This is a genomic window from Pilimelia anulata, assembly GCF_014647895.1.
Classification (GTDB): domain Bacteria; phylum Actinomycetota; class Actinomycetes; order Mycobacteriales; family Micromonosporaceae; genus Pilimelia; species Pilimelia anulata.
In genome coordinates, this window is the sequence record NZ_BMQB01000004.1 from 212162 (window position 1) to 225507 (window position 13346).

Below are 13346 nucleotides of genomic sequence, written 5' to 3' on the forward strand. Positions count from 1 at the left end.
CGATTGTGCGCGGCGGATCCACCGTTCAGCCAGTACATCATCGTGGGTTGGGATCCACGCCACATGCCGCCGAACCGGGCTCGCGGTTTCGCCTCGCCATCGCATGCGCCCGGCTGACGACGTGGTGGAGTTCCCGCGCCATCCGGGACGGCAGGTGCGCGGCGGCCATCGCCCCGAACGCCCTGAAGTAGGGAATGCGTCGGACGAAGGCTTTCCTGGTAGCCCAGTACGTCGGCTTGTGGTCAGCCGCGAGAGCGCGGCGAACGACCCCGCCGACTGAAATGATCTTGTCGGCGGCGCTGGCGTGGAGAACCGGCAGGTCACCGCAGAGTGGAGCCGGGGTCGTCGCCGCTTCCATCCGAATGTGCTCGGTTTCCAGGGCGCGGACAATGCGCGTGACCTCGGCACCGAACCGTCGGGTGAGCACAGCATCCAGATCGACATCGACCGGTGCGAGACACGGTGCGTCGTGGAGCAGGGCGGCGGCCACGAGTTCATCGCTCGCGTTCATGTGCTGTTCCAGCTTCAACGCGACAGCGGCGGCGTGCCGATACGCCGGTGCCCCGTCGATGACGTGGCCGGCGCACCACTCGCGCGACAACTCCGCCGCCGTGCGAATCAACGGCGAGACGTCCGGACGGGTGAGCCGATACATCGGGTGCTCCTGTCGATCTCGGTGCGGGGCTATCCTCTGCCGATGGATCGGCTGTCCATGCAGGACGCGACCTGCACGGTGTGCCCGGCGCAGGTACTCGGGCTCGGCGAGTTCGACGTGGTCGAGCGGCCGGGCCGGGACTATCCGTACGACGTCGGCGTGGGTTACCGGCTCGGGCCGCAGGGCCAACCTGTCCGCGTGCATCCGTTTCGGGCCGGCGTGCCGCCGGCTCCCTATGCCAGCGCGGACCTGCCCACTCCGATGCTGGATGACGTGGCGGCGCCGCGCGACGCGTTGGACCTGCCGGAGGACGTGATCGACCTGGAAGCCTGGGTGATCGCCGTCCTCCGTGCCGCCGGTCCGCGGCGCGTCGAGCGAGCGCTGGCCGCGTGCGAGGACGCCGCCGGGGACCGCTTCCCTCCCGCCGATGTTCTCGCCGCGATCCGTCGGGTGTTCTCGACCGAGGTACTGGCGAACGCCTGACGGGCGAAGAGGCGACCCGTGGTTGCAGCCGCTCTACGTCGTCATGGCCGGTCTCCTTCGTGGTGATCGGGTGACGTGCCGGCATCGAGCCAGCAGAGCCGGATTTCGTAGTGCCGGCGCCGGGACCGGGTCGTGTCGGCATGACTACAGGGCAGCGGGCGGCCGCAAGAGCAGCAACCCCCGCCGGCCGGCAGGTGACCGGCCAGGATCGCGTCGGCGGCACCGATCTGTGCTTCGGCGTATCGCCGCCATTCGGCATTGCTCATTGCCGACACGCCTGCGTCTCCCCGTACAGGTACCGAGGACATGACGCTTGAGCGTCCGACCGCGCCGATTCGGCTCATTGCGATTCTCTCCCCGTTGGTCGGCTGCCATATCCCGAGCAGAGCGCACCGGGTCGGCGACGATGGGGGAGCACCGACCCGGCGGCTCTACCGATCAGCCTGAAGCGCCTCGACCGATGTGGACAGATGTCGCGGTATTCAGCGCGTATCCAAGACGTGGAATGTCATGTGCTCAATCGAGAGCGTCAGGGCGTCCATCCGCGCGGCGAGCGCTCTCGGTACCGGATCACGCGGTCCTGCGCGAGCCGGTTGCGCGGGCGTCCGTCGTGGCACGGGCACGCGCACTCCACGTACCGCGCCTCGGGGCGGGGTGGCAGGTAGCCGATGCAGTGGGCGTGCAGTGCGGCCATGCCGCCCACCGGCGCGCAAGCCCGGGTCATCCGAGCCTCGCTCAACGCCACTCCCGCCTCGTGTCGGCGTCCCACTCCAAGCCCAGCGAGCGCCGCCCCGGCGGCCACTGCGGTGGGGCGGCGTCGGGACAGGGGTACCACCGGCACCCGTACGTGCCGATTCGGCGCCACGGGACCCACCACAGGTGGCGCGGACAGTGCTGCACGGTGATCCACCCCCGGTCGGTCGATGGGAACCGCCGAGGTCGGCGCGACGGTGTCGCCGGCCTCGGCGGCCCTACCGACCAGACAGCCGACTCCGTACTGTTGTGGACAGTCAGCGCGAAATTCGGTCGTATTCAAACGGGGCACAGTGCTCGCGCGGATCGATCATCGGGACGAGCGTTGCAGGGCATGAACGGTGGATTCGGGGCAACTGTTCGTCAACTGCGGCACGCCGCGGCCTCACCCTCGACCAGCTCGCCGCGCGGTCGCAGATCAGCCGGGGGCAGATCAGCAATCTGGAGCACGGCCGGCGCCGGGCCAGGGCGGACACGGCCGCCGCGCTCGACCGGGCGCTCGGAGCCGGCGGGCTGCTGATCTGGTTGGCGGCCGAGGGGACGGAGGACGACGGAGTGCGACGCAGGGCGATCCTCGCCGCGGTGAGCGCCGCCGCCGGAGCGGGTGCGCTCGACGGCACCTACACTCTTGCCGACCTGCTCCGGCACGGTCTGCTCGGCGTCGCGGGTGCTGCCGAGGACTGGGAGGCGGCCACGGCCGTGTACACCGCCCAACTGGTGACGGACCCCTCGCCCGCCTACGGGACCGCGCTGCTGGCAGCACTGGCGGTGCTGCGCAACCAGCCGCCGACCGCCGATCGGATTCGCGCGGGCGCGCGGATCGGCCAGTTGTACGGCCTGTGGCTGGGCAACCAGGGTCAGCTCGGCGCGGCCCACCACTGGTACCGATCGGCGACAGCACTGGCCGACCGTTCCGGATGCCTCGACACGCGCGCCTACACCCGCGGCCGGGCCGCGGCGCGTGGTCTGTACGAGGGGTGGACGGTCACCCGAACGCTCGACACCGCCGCGACGGCGCTGGCCCTGACCGCGCGGCCCACGTCCGGTGGGGTCGAGGCCCATGCCGCCCGGGTGCAGGTGCACGCGCTGACCGGTGACCTCCGCGCCGGGCGGCGGGCCGTGGCGGCGATGGCCGACCTGGCCGGTCGGCTCGACGGCCACGGTGGCGGAGCCCGGACCGCGTTCTTGAGCGCTTCCTGGAATGCCGCGCCGGCGGCGAACCGGACGCCATGCGCGCTTGCGACGTCGCCGTCGCCGAGCTGGCCGACCGGCCGACCTGGCTGGCCGAGGTCGAGCTCTACCGCAGCCGGGCATTGGCCGCTGCCGGCCGGGTGCACGAAGGGGTGACGCACGCACTCGGGGTGGTTGCCGGCATACGCCATGATGTGCGGGTGATCGGCTTGGCGGTCCGCGATGTCATCTGCACGGTGCCCGCGGGGTACCGGTCGGTCGAGTTGGACGCGCTCCGTCGGCACGCCAGTCCTCACCCCGGACCGTGGGCGACACTGCGATGACGCGACCGCGCAAGGACACCCCCGAGGCCGTCGCGCGGACGGAGGCGGTGGCGGCGTCGCCGCTCGGGCGGCTGGACAGCGCCCGTCGCGCCCTCGCCGACGCCGAACGCGACCAGGCCGCCGCCGGCGAGGCCATCGCCCACCTGACCGAGCAGCTCGCGGTCGCGACCGCCCGCTGGGATGCGGCGGTGGCGCGCTCGGCCGAAATCCGAGCGGACATGCCGCGCCTGCGGTCCGCGGCAGCGGACGACCCGGAGGCGCGGGGTTGGCTGCACGACGCCCGGTTCGGCCAGTAGCACCCGCCGGCGAACATCGGCCCCGCACGTCGACCCCGAACAAACGGATCACCGTCAATGTGTCGAATGGCGTACCGATTGATCCACGACGAACGACGAGAGTCGTCGGTGGCACAGTAGGTGCACACTCGACGGTCAGCCGGGGTATCGCTCGGTCCGACCGACGGGAGTACAGCAATGGATTCGCGCGCCGCATCGGTCCGGGTTGCCGGAACGCTCGCCCTCGTCGCCGCGTTCGGCATCTTCGGCCTTCTGGCGCTCGACGTCCCCACCCCGGCGGCGATTCTCCCCCTCGCGGGTTTCCTGCTGATCCTCGGCTGCGCGCTCCGCCTCGAATCCGCCATCCTCGAACGCCGCCTCCCACCCACTGACGACTGACCCCGGTGCGGTACATCGACCGGACCATCGGCGGGGCCCCGCCCGGCAGCGAGCCAACGATCGCGGATCTGCGTCGATCGGGCCAAGCGCGCGCCACTCCCCGTCTGTTCGGATGGAACGGTCACGCGCCGACCACGGGGAGTGTCCAATGCGCTTGTTCGCCGCCGCCGTCCCGCTCGCCCTCCTGCTCGGCTCCTGCTCCGGCGACGCGCCGCCGGTCGCCCGGCCGGCACCGACGGTCCAGCCGCTGCCGGGGATCGTCACCTCGCCGCCCACCCCGCCGGACGGCGGGGTCGAGACCTGCCGGCGGATGGCGCTGACCCGGCACTGGTCGGCGGGGACGCTGATCCGCATCGACTGGCTCGCCCCCGGGCTGGCCACCTCGCGGCACACGGACCTGCGGGCCGCCGGCAGGGCGTACGGCGGGGCCAGCCCGCTCGTGGACCGGGCGGCGGCCGAGCGGGCCGAGGCCGCCGTCGTCCGGGCGTGTGCGGCGCACGGGGTGCGGGTGCGGTTCCCGGCGTGACGGTACGGCGACTTGCCGTGCGGTGAGGTGAATCCGCACAACCGCCGTTCTGGTGGCACGATGGCCACAGTGGACGAATGGCCGCCCATCACCGGAAGGTGGGCGTGTCGTTGGGCCCGGGGAGTCCACGGTGGGGTGATGAGGTGCGCGAGCAGGTGCGGCGGTGGCTGGTCGCCGCCGGGAGCGGGGTCGGCGTCTTCGCCGGTGCCTGGTGGTACGGCGACGCCAAGGCCCAGCTCGACACGCAGTCCGCGATCGGCGTCGCCACCGCCGCGATCACGGTCCTGTGCGCGCCGCTGGTCTGGTGGGCGCAGCGCGGGGACCCGCCCGACCACGGCGGCGGCCGCCACGGCGGCGGGGGCCCGTACCCGGGGCCGTACGGCGGCGGCCCCGGCCACCCCGCGTTCCCGCGCAACACCGCCGGCACCCACCCGCCACCCCACGGCCCGGGCGGGCCGCCGTACGCGCCGGGCGGACCGCCCCACGCCCCGGGCGGGCCGCCGGCCCACGGGAGCGCGCCGACCCACCACGGCACCCCCGGCACGGCCACCCACGAACCAACCGGCTCGGCCGGACCACACGCCAGCGGGCCGTACGCCAACGCGCCGTACGCCGGCGGACCGCACCCCGGTGGGGCGCCGGCGGGCGGGTCGTTCGGCGGCGCGGTGTTCACCGGCGGCCACCCCGACACCCACCTCCACACCGGACCGCAGCCCGCCGCGGGAGCGCCGGCCCACCCGCTCGTCGTCGGTACCGTCCCGCTCGCCGCGGTCGCCTTCCAGGGCCGGGACGAGGTCCTGACCCGCCTGGCCACCCACCGCGACCCCGCCGCACCGAACCCGGCCATCCCCGCCGCCCCGGGCCGCGGCACGCCCGCCCACCTCGACCCCGACCGGCCGCGCGACCCCGACCGGCCACGCGGACCGAACCCGCCCGCCGGACCGAATCCGCCCGCCGGAGCGAACCCGCCCACCCAACCGAACCCGCCCGGTGTACCGAACCCGGCCGCCGTACCGAACCCGCCCACCACCGCCGGGCCGGGCCACAGCGCGACCCACCCGCCGACCCGCAGCGCGACCGACCCGCCCGGCCACGGCGGGCCGCACCACCTCGACCAGCCACGCCGCCGCGGGGTCACCGTGTCCGTGCTCAGCGGCCAGCGGGGTGTCGGGAAGACGCAGGTCGCCGCCGCGTACGCCCGCCGCCGGTACGAGGAGGGCTGGCCCGTCGTGCTCTGGCTGGACGCCGAGTCCGCCGACGGGGTGGTCCTCGGATTCGCGGCGCTCGCCGACGAGGTCGGGGTGCCGCACGCCGACGGCGACCTGGCCGCCGCGCGGGCGGCGCTGCGGTGGCTGCGCGACCACGCCGGGCCGTGCCTGCTGGTGTTCGACAACGCCGTCGACGTCGAGGTGGTGCGGGCCTGGCTGCCGGCGACGGGGGACGTGCACGCCGTCGTCACCACCACGCACACCGACTGGCGGGCGCTGGGGGAGCAGGTCGACGTGGGGCTGTTCAGCCACGCGCAGGCGGTGGCGTTCCTGCACCGGCGGACCGGGCTGATCGACGACGCCGGCGCCGCGGCGGTGGCCGACGAGCTGGGCTGCCTGCCGCTGGCGCTGGCCCAGGCCGGGGCGGTGATCGGGGTCAGCCGGCGGTTCCGGGGGTACGGCGACTACCTCGGGCGGCTGGACGCGTTCGGCGCCGACGACGTGCTGCCGCACGACCCGGCCGACCCGTACCGGCGGTCCACCGCCAAGGCCATCCTGCTCACCCTCGACGACCTCGATCCGGGCGGCCCCGACCGCGGCGGCCCCGACCGGGGCGGCGGGGCGGCGCTGCCGCGGCGGCTGCTCGACGTGCTCGCCGTGCTGGCCCCGGCGGGCGTCTCCTACCCGATCCTGTACGAGTTGCCGGAGGCCGGCGCCGACCCGCGCGGGGCCGTCGACGTCGCCGTGGCCGCGCTCGCCGCGCGGTCGCTGGCCGCCGTCAGCGAGGACGGGCAGCGGGTGATCGTGCACCGGGTGGTCCAGCGGGTGCTGCGGGGCGCCGCCGCGCACGCCCGCCGCCGCGACGTGGTCGTCGTCGTGGCCGACGCGATGGTCAACCGGGCGGCCGCCGGCGAGGGGCCGGAGCTGTGGGCGCGGCGGGAGGTGATCGCCGAGCTGGTGCCGCACGCCGAGCACCTGTGGCGGCACGCCGAGGGCGGCGCCGCGGCCGACGACGTGCTGCGCACGCGCGGTCGGCTGCTGTACTGCCTGAACGAGGTGCACCACCCGTACCTCGGCATCGTGGCCGGGGAGCGGCTGCTGGCCGACCTGACCCGGACCCGCGGGCCGGACGACCCGGACACGATGATCGCCCGGCACAACCTGGCCAACGCGCACTGGGCGGTGGGGCAGCTCGACCGGGCGATCACGCTGTACGAGCGGAACCTCGCCGACCGGGTGCGGCTGCTCGGCGGGGACCACGCGCACACGCTGATCTCGCGGAACAACCTGGCGGGGGCGTACCAGTCGGCGGGGCGGGTGGACCAGGCCACCGCGCTGTACGAGGCGACGCTGGCCGACCGGGAGCGGGTGCTGGGCCCGGACCACCCGGACACGCTGCTGTCCCGGCACAACCTGGCCAACGCGTACTGGTCGATCGGGCGGGTGGAGCCGGCGACGGCGCTGTACGAGCGGACGGTCGCCGACCGGGAGCGGGTACTCGGCCCGGACCACCCGGACACGCTGATCTCCCGGCACAACCTGGCCAACGCGTACTGGTCGATCGGCCAGCTCGCGAAGGGGATCGCGCTGCACGAGCGGGTGCTGGCCGACCGGGTGCGGGTGCTCGGCGAGGACCACCCGGACACGCTGTACTCGCGCAGCAACCTGGCCGGGGCGTACGGCTCGGCGGGGCGGGTGGACCGGGCCATCGCCCTGTACGAGCAGGTGCTGGCCGACCGGGAGCGGGTGCTCGGCACCGACCACCCGGACACGCTGTACTCCCGGCACAACCTGGCCGGGGCGTACGAGTCGGCGGGGCGGACCGCCGCGGCGCTGGCGCTGCACCAGCGGACGCTGGCCGACCGGGAGCGGGTGCTGGGCCCCGACCACCCGGACACGCTCAGCTCGCGCAACAACGTCGCCAACGCGCACTGGGCGCTGGGCGACGTGCAGCGGGCGGTGGCCGAGCACGAGGCGATCCTGCGCGACTACCTGCGGGTGCTCGGGCCCGACCACCCCGAGACGCTCGGCTGCGCGCACAACCTGGCCAACGCGTACTGGTCGGCGGGGCGGCTGGCGGAGGCGGTGCCGCTGTACGAGCGGAACCTCGCGGACAAGGTCCGCGTCCTCGGCGCCGACCACCCGCACACGTTGATCTCGAGCCACAACCTGGCCAACGCGCACTGGTCGCGCGGCGACCTGGACCGGGCGGTGGCGCTGCACGAGCGGACGCTGGCCGACCGGGTGCGGGTGCTGGGGGAGCGGCACCCGGACACGCTGTACTCGCGCAACAACCTGGCCGGGGCGTTCCGGGCGCAGGGGCGGCTGGCCGACGCGGTGGCGCTGCACGAGCGGAACCTGGCCGACCGGGAGGCGGTGCTCGGCCCGGACCACCCGGACACGCTGACCTCCCGGCAGAACCTGGCCAACGCGCACTGGGCGGCCGGCAACCTCGACCGGGCGGTCGAGCTGTGCGAGGCGGCGCTCGCGGCGGGCGTGCGGGTGTTCGGCGAGGGGCACCCGACGACGGAGGCGCTGCGGGTGAACCTGGCCCGGGTCCGCGCGGCCCGCTGACCCGGGCCGGGTCCCCCGGCCGGCGCCGCCGGGGTTGCCGCCCCGGTCGGGTTCAGCGCCGGCCCGGGTCAGCGCGGGTCGCCGGGCTCGTCGGGCAGGTCGAGGCCGAGGGACTGCCGGACCGGCGGCACGACGGCCACCGCGTCGGGGCAGGGGTACCACGGGCAGCCGCACCGGCACCGGATCCGCCACGGTGTCCACAGTCGCCGTACCGGTCGATGTCGCATGACAGCAGGTTATTGCAGCTTCACGGCCGGTGTCCGCACTAATAATGCGGGTGCTGCCGATCTACGGGCCGCCCGGAATGCCCCGCAGTCGCCGGTCCCGGCGGTAGCCGGCGCGGTGCAGGTCGTGCACCAGGTACCGGGCCGCCCAGTGCGCCGCGACCAGGTCCGGCGCCACCGCCGCGGCGTCGGCCAGCGCCGCCACCGCCGCCTCCGGCCGGTGCCGCAGGAGCTGCGCCCGGGCGATGTCGATCAGCAGCCGGGCCCGCCGCTCCGCGGACAGCCCGGACGCGTCCAGGCCGGCGGCCGCCCGCAGCGCCGTCCGGCCGTCGCCCAGGTCGGTGGCGACCGAGACCGCGTGCAGCGCGACGTTCGTCGGCCCGAACTCGGTGTGGTGGTCGTTGCGGTCCCCGCCCAGCCGGGCGGCGATGTCCCGGGCCGCGGCCAGCTCCGCGTAGGCCGCGGTCGCGTCGTGCCGCCGGGCCGCGGCCACCGCGAGCTGGAGGTGCAGCGCGCCGGCCAGCGACAGCGCCGCCGGCTCGCCCGCCGCCGCCCGCTCGGCCAGCGCGGCCGCGGCGGTGCGCGCGGTGCGGGTGACCTCGTCGTACCGGCGGCCGAGCTGGTGCACCAGCGCCAGCCGGAAGGCGCCCTCGGCCATCAGCAGCACGTCGCCGGCGCGCTCGGCGGCGGCGATCGCCCGGTCGGCGGCGACCCAGGCCGCGGCCGGCTCGTTCAGCTTGGCCAGCGTCGCCGCCGCCGCGTGGTACGCCCTGGCCAGGCCCCGGTGCGCCCGCCGCCGGCCGGCGCCGCGGCGGACCCGGCTCGCCGCTTCCAGCGCGCGGATCGCGGCGTCCAGGATCGGGGCGGCCTCGCCGTACCGGCCGGCGTGCACCAGCCGCCACGCCTCCTCGGCGGCCCGCTCGAGCGTGCGCGGGTCGCGGTCGGCGGCGGCGGGGTGCGCGGCCAGCGTCAGCGCCAGGCTGGACGACAGGGTCAGCCGCAGCAGGGCCGCCGCGGCCGGGCGGGGCGTGGCGTCGGCGCCGATGGCGGTGTCGGCGGCCAGCTCCGACAGCGGTACGTCGAGCGCCTGCGCCAGCGCCCGGACCACGGTGAGCCGGTCCACCCGGCGCACCCCGCGCTCCACCTGGGACAGCCAGTTCTCGGACCGGTTGACCGCGGCGGCGAGGTCGCGCTGGGACAGCCCGCGGCGTTCCCGGTGGAACGCCACCCGCCGCCCGAACGCCCGGGCACTGGCCGCGCTCACGGCCGGGGGTCGCGCGCCGCCGGTCCGGGGGTGAGGAACTCGACCCGGGGCTCGCCGGCCAGCAGCGGCGCCTTCCGGGCGTGGAAGGCGCGCACGTGCGGCGCCTCCTCGTGCGCGGCGAACGCCGGCTCGTCGGCGTACAGCTCGTAGAAGACCCGGGCCAGCGGGTCGCCGCGGACGGCGTGCGTGGCGTAGACCAGGGTGCCGGGCTCGCGGGCGGCGATGGCGGCCACCGCGTCGGCGGTCAGCGCGTCGAACGCCCGGGCGGCGTGCTCGTCGATGAGCCGGAACCTGACCACCAACCCGACCATGGAACGCTCCTCCGCCGCGCGGGACACCCGCCCCGATTGTGCGGCCCCGGGCGCCTCCGGCGACAGGGGGTGCGGGTCGATCTTTCGTCCACAGTGGCGGTTCGGTCAGCGGGGCGGGCCGGGCGGGCGGTCCGGCCGGCGGCGGCCGCGCCGGAACAGCCACGCGGCGCCGATCCCGGTCAGGACCGCGGGGGCCAGGCAGAGGAACAGGGCCAAGAAATGCCACGGCTTCATGTGGTAATGGTAGGCGGTCCGCGCTACATTGACCGACTTCTGTATGGATTGCCCGGACATTCGGCGCGCAATCAGCGTTCGTCGCGGCATTGACGTCGCTCAGAGTCCGCAGGTCAGCACGTACTGTAGGGCGCTTAAGTGCTCGTTAAGGTATTGGCAAGTTTCTCTATCGACAGGGTTGACGCCCCGGTGCCGATCGCCTTTACTCCGAAGTTACTCGGCCAGCCAGTGTTCGTTGCCTCACATTCGCGGGGCGTCGGGCAATGGCTGCCGGGCGGCAGTACCCCAACCTCCACGAGGCCGGCCGGTCCCCCCGACCGCGCCGCCCCGTGCAGCCCACTGTCGCCCGCCGGCGTGGGGCACCTCGCCCCGACCACCCGGCGGGAATCCACCCCCCCAGAAGGAGCGCCCGTGAAGCGCAAGGTCGTATGGGCCACCGGAGCGGCAATCGCCGTGACCGGGGCCGTCGCCCTCTCCGCCCCGTCCAGTTTCGCTTCGACCGCCGGCGAGGCCGCGCCGGCGGCCAAGGCGCCGGCCAAGCTGCTCGCCGCGTCCGCGGCTGACCAGCTGATCGCCAGCGACCCGGCCACGTTCTTCAAGTCCGAGGACGACGTGATCGAGCAGCAGTCGGTCGTCGCGTCGGCCGGCCTGGAGAACGTCGCCTACGAGCGCACCCACCAGGGGCTGCGCGTGCTGGGCGGCGACTTCGTCGTCGTCACCAACAGCGAGGGCCGGGTGCTGAGCACCTGGGTCGCGCAGAAGTCCGAGCTGAACCTGCGGTCCAACCGCGCCGGCATCTCCGCCGAGCGCGCCACGCGGATCGCCAAGTCGCAGCTCCGCAAGGTCAGCAACGCCGCCGCGCCCGAGCTGGTCGTGATCGCCAAGGGCGCCGGCAAGCTCGCCTACGAGGTGGTCGTCGAGGGCACCAAGGCCGGCAACGTGCCGTCGCGTACCCACGTCGTCATCGACGCCGCGACCGGCCGGGTCGACCAGAACTGGACGTGGGACGAGGTCCGCGCGCACGGTGCCGAGCTGGCGGCCACGGGCAACGGCTCCTACTACGGCGCGCAGGAATTCCCCGGCATGTCGAGCACCGTCACCGACAGCACCCGCAGCGGCATCTCCTGCGGCGGCCAGAGCGGCGGCGCCTACTCGATCAGCGGCGGCAAGTTCGGCAACGGTGGCGGCATGGACGGCCCGTCCGGCTGTTCCGACGCCATGTACGCGGCCGCCAAAGAGTGGGACATGCTCAAGGAGTGGACCGGCCGCAACGGCATCGACGGCAACGGCCGTGGCTTCCCGGCGAAGGTCCTGCTGAACCAGGTCAACGCCTTCTGGAACGGCAGCAACGTCAGCTTCGGCCACTCGCAGGACAACAAGCGCCAGCTCACCAACATCGACGTGGTCGGCCACGAGTACGGCCACGGCATCTTCCAGAACACCCCGGGTGGCTCGGGCGGCGGCAACGAGGCCGGCGGCCTGAACGAGTCGACCGGTGACATCTTCGGCAACGCCACCGAGCACTTCGCCAACCACGCGAACGACAAGCCGGACTACGAGGTCGGCGAGCTGCCGAACCTGGTCGGCAAGGGCCCGATCCGCTACATGTACGAGCCGTCCAAGGTGGGCGACCCGAACTGCATGTGGACCGGCTCGGCGCCGGAGGTCCACAAGGGCGCCGGCCCGCAGAACCACATGTTCTACCTGCTGGCCGAGGGCTCGAACCCGACCAACGGTCAGCCGAAGTCCCCGACCTGCAACAACAGCACGGTCACCGGGATCGGCGTCCAGAAGGCCACCAAGATCTTCATGACGGCCCTGTCCCGCAAGACCTCGGGCTGGACCCACGCCAAGTCCCGCGCCGCCATGGTGGCGGCGGCCAAGGAGCTGTTCCCGGGTGGGGTCGAGTGCAAGACCACCCAGGCGGCCTGGGACGCGGTCTCGGTCAAGGGCAGTGACACCTGCGGCGCGACCCCGACCCCCGGCGGTCCCAGCGTCAGCGACATCCCGACGATCGACACCGCCAAGGTGAAGGCGCACCTCCAGGCCTTCCAGGGCTTCGCCGACCAGAACGGCGGCACCCGCCGCTCGGGTCGCCCGGGCTACGTCGCGTCGCAGAACTACGTCGCCGACAAGCTGAAGGCGGCCGGCTACAACGTGGTCATCCAGAACTGCACCTCGGGCTGCACCGGTGGCGCGAACGTGATCGCCGACTGGCCGGGTGGCGACGAGAACAACGTCCTGATGCTGGGCGCCCACCTGGACAGCGTGTCCGCGGGCCCGGGCATCAACGACAACGGCTCCGGCTCGGCGACGATCCTGGAGACCGCGCTGACCGTGGCCGCGCAGAAGCCGAAGCTCGCCCGGCACCTGCGGTTCGGCTGGTGGGCCGACGAGGAGCAGGGCCTGAACGGCTCCAAGTTCTACGTCAACCAGCTCGGCGCCAACAAGTCGAAGGTCAAGACGTACCTGAACTTCGACATGGTCGCCTCGGTCAATGGTGGCTACTTCATCAACAACATCACCACCGAGGCCGCCAAGGCGCTGAAGGCCTACTACGACAGCAAGAACATCCCGACCGAGGAGAACACCGAGGGCGCCAACCGCTCGGACGACGCCTCGTTCTCCCGCGGCGGGATCCCGGCCAGCGGCGTCGCCGCCGGCGCCAGCTACAAGCTGACCGCCGAGCAGGCCAAGAAGTGGGGCAAGAAGGCCAACGCCCCGCGTGACCCCTGCTACCACCAGGCGTGCGACACGATGAAGAACATCGACGACACGATCCTGGGCCACGCCGCCAACGCGCAGGTCACCGCGATCTACAAGCTGGCGGTCTCAGGCCGGTAACCCCGCCCCGCAGCACGACACCGCACCCGGCGGTCGCCCCCTCGGCGGCCGCCGGGTTCGTGCGTGCGTACGGTGGCCGTCG

Annotated in this window: 12 protein-coding genes; 7 read left to right on the top strand and 5 right to left on the bottom strand. The window is 74.0% G+C overall.

Annotated elements, in window-relative coordinates; genetic code table 11:
• Positions 1-37: 37 nt before the first annotated feature.
• Positions 38-655, bottom strand: coding sequence for an HD domain-containing protein (locus IEY94_RS11190; RefSeq protein WP_189170046.1), 618 nt, complete (start codon positions 653-655; stop codon positions 38-40).
• Between the two features lie 42 nt (positions 656-697).
• Here IEY94_RS11190 and IEY94_RS11195 point away from each other — a divergent pair, with 42 nt between their 5' ends.
• From IEY94_RS11195 to fxsT, 6 genes are all read left to right on the top strand, one after another.
• On the top strand, positions 698-1138 hold the full coding sequence (locus tag IEY94_RS11195; RefSeq protein ID WP_189170047.1) for a hypothetical protein: 441 nt from the start codon (positions 698-700) through the stop codon (positions 1136-1138).
• 1002 nt (positions 1139-2140) lie between these two features.
• Positions 2141-3238, top strand: a complete 1098-nt coding sequence (locus IEY94_RS11200) for a helix-turn-helix domain-containing protein (RefSeq protein ID WP_189170048.1) — start codon at positions 2141-2143, stop codon at positions 3236-3238.
• A gap of 163 nt (positions 3239-3401) precedes the next feature.
• The gene (locus IEY94_RS11205) at positions 3402-3701 is read left to right on the top strand and encodes a hypothetical protein (RefSeq protein WP_189170049.1); all 300 of its coding nucleotides are present in this window, start codon (positions 3402-3404) and stop codon (positions 3699-3701) included.
• Between the two features lie 177 nt (positions 3702-3878).
• On the top strand, positions 3879-4079 hold the full coding sequence (locus IEY94_RS11210) for a hypothetical protein (protein WP_189170050.1): 201 nt from the start codon (positions 3879-3881) through the stop codon (positions 4077-4079).
• 148 nt (positions 4080-4227) lie between these two features.
• Positions 4228-4605: a hypothetical protein gene (locus IEY94_RS11215; protein WP_189170051.1), complete on the top strand. Its 378-nt coding sequence runs from the start codon at positions 4228-4230 to the stop codon at positions 4603-4605.
• Between the two features lie 143 nt (positions 4606-4748).
• Positions 4749-8387, top strand: coding sequence for an FxSxx-COOH system tetratricopeptide repeat protein (gene fxsT / locus IEY94_RS11220; protein WP_189170052.1), 3639 nt, complete (start codon positions 4749-4751; stop codon positions 8385-8387).
• 68 nt (positions 8388-8455) lie between these two features.
• On the opposite strand, the gene IEY94_RS11225 is transcribed toward fxsT, so the two are convergent.
• The 4 genes from IEY94_RS11225 to IEY94_RS23980 all read right to left on the bottom strand — a co-directional run bounded on the left by IEY94_RS11225 (position 8456) and on the right by IEY94_RS23980 (position 10420).
• The gene (locus IEY94_RS11225) at positions 8456-8614 is read right to left on the bottom strand and encodes a hypothetical protein (protein WP_189170053.1); all 159 of its coding nucleotides are present in this window, start codon (positions 8612-8614) and stop codon (positions 8456-8458) included.
• Positions 8615-8675: 61 nt separating this feature from the next.
• On the bottom strand, positions 8676-9875 hold the full coding sequence (locus tag IEY94_RS11230; RefSeq protein WP_189170054.1) for a helix-turn-helix domain-containing protein: 1200 nt from the start codon (positions 9873-9875) through the stop codon (positions 8676-8678).
• Entirely contained in the window at positions 9872-10186 is a 315-nt protein-coding gene (locus tag IEY94_RS11235) for a putative quinol monooxygenase (RefSeq protein WP_189170055.1), read from the bottom strand. The genes IEY94_RS11230 and IEY94_RS11235 overlap by 4 nt, the downstream gene beginning before the upstream one ends.
• Before the next feature lie 105 nt (positions 10187-10291).
• Positions 10292-10420 carry a hypothetical protein gene (locus IEY94_RS23980; protein ID WP_268244834.1) on the bottom strand — a complete coding sequence of 43 codons (129 nt, stop codon included), beginning with the start codon at positions 10418-10420 and terminating at the stop codon, positions 10292-10294.
• A gap of 411 nt (positions 10421-10831) precedes the next feature.
• Here IEY94_RS23980 and IEY94_RS11240 point away from each other — a divergent pair, with 411 nt between their 5' ends.
• Positions 10832-13264: a M28 family peptidase gene (locus IEY94_RS11240; RefSeq protein ID WP_189170056.1), complete on the top strand. Its 2433-nt coding sequence runs from the start codon at positions 10832-10834 to the stop codon at positions 13262-13264.
• Positions 13265-13346: the final 82 nt, after the last annotated feature.